General features: G+C 40.4%; 1 pseudogene. It reads right to left on the minus strand.

The features are described from left to right. Positions 1-796, minus strand: a pseudogene (locus HT703_RS00825) (ISNCY family transposase); the annotation flags it as partial. Positions 797-886 lie beyond the last annotated feature (90 nt).

Below are 886 nucleotides of genomic sequence, written 5' to 3' on the forward strand. Positions count from 1 at the left end.
GGATGGGTTTGTGGAGGGACATACTTGCGTCTTTCTTTTTTTGTTCTGGTTCTGATTCAAAGTTTTTCGAATAGAGTTCATGAACTAGTAGCTCCTTTGTGTGATAGATCTTGTCAGCGATATTGAGGTAGATGTCACCGTCAACTTCTTTTATAACGAATGCTTTCGTCTTTCTGCTGAAGTAGACTTCTTTTCCTTGTTCAACAGGGATATAGCAACGATTTTGGAATCGGATATGGTGTCCACTATCGACGACTCTCTCCGCCAGTCTAGCCAGAATGAGATTTCGTTCAGAGGGCTTAGGAGCCTCCTCAAAGACAGAGAGTTTTGTCTTGTTTCCAAACTGTTCATTAAAGGTTTGAATGTAGGAAAGAAGGAAAGTATTGGCTTCTTCCAAGGTATGAATATTGTTTCGTTCCAGTTCAATAGGCAGGCGAGATTGTAGTGCCTGATTGAGTCTTTCGACTCTCCCTTTAGCTTGAGGGATAGCGGTTGTCTCAAGGAGAATCCCCAGTTGGTGACAGGCGTATCCGAATTGTGTATGGGTATCGTCCTCCATTTTCTTAGAGTTGGAGATTTGATAGGTAAAGACTGTTCTTTTATCTGTTTTGATTTGAAGGGGAATGCCGTGGTTGTCTAAAATTTGTTCGAGGACATGATAGTAAGCATTCAAGGTCTCTTGTTTATCAAAATAAGCCCCTAGGATATTGCCAGAAGCATCATCAATGGCTAGGTGTAAGTTAGAGGTTTCTGCTCCAAACCAGGCATGAGGGCTAGCCTCCATTTAGATGACTTCTCGCCAAAAAATTGTAAAAAGTTTAAAAAAAATTAGAAAAAGGTGTTGACAAGTCTGAAAAAGTCGGTATAATAGTAAGAGTTGAAAATA

The sequence above is a fragment of the Streptococcus sp. 3874 genome (assembly GCF_013276425.1).
Classification (GTDB): Bacteria; Bacillota; Bacilli; order Lactobacillales; family Streptococcaceae; genus Streptococcus; species Streptococcus pseudopneumoniae.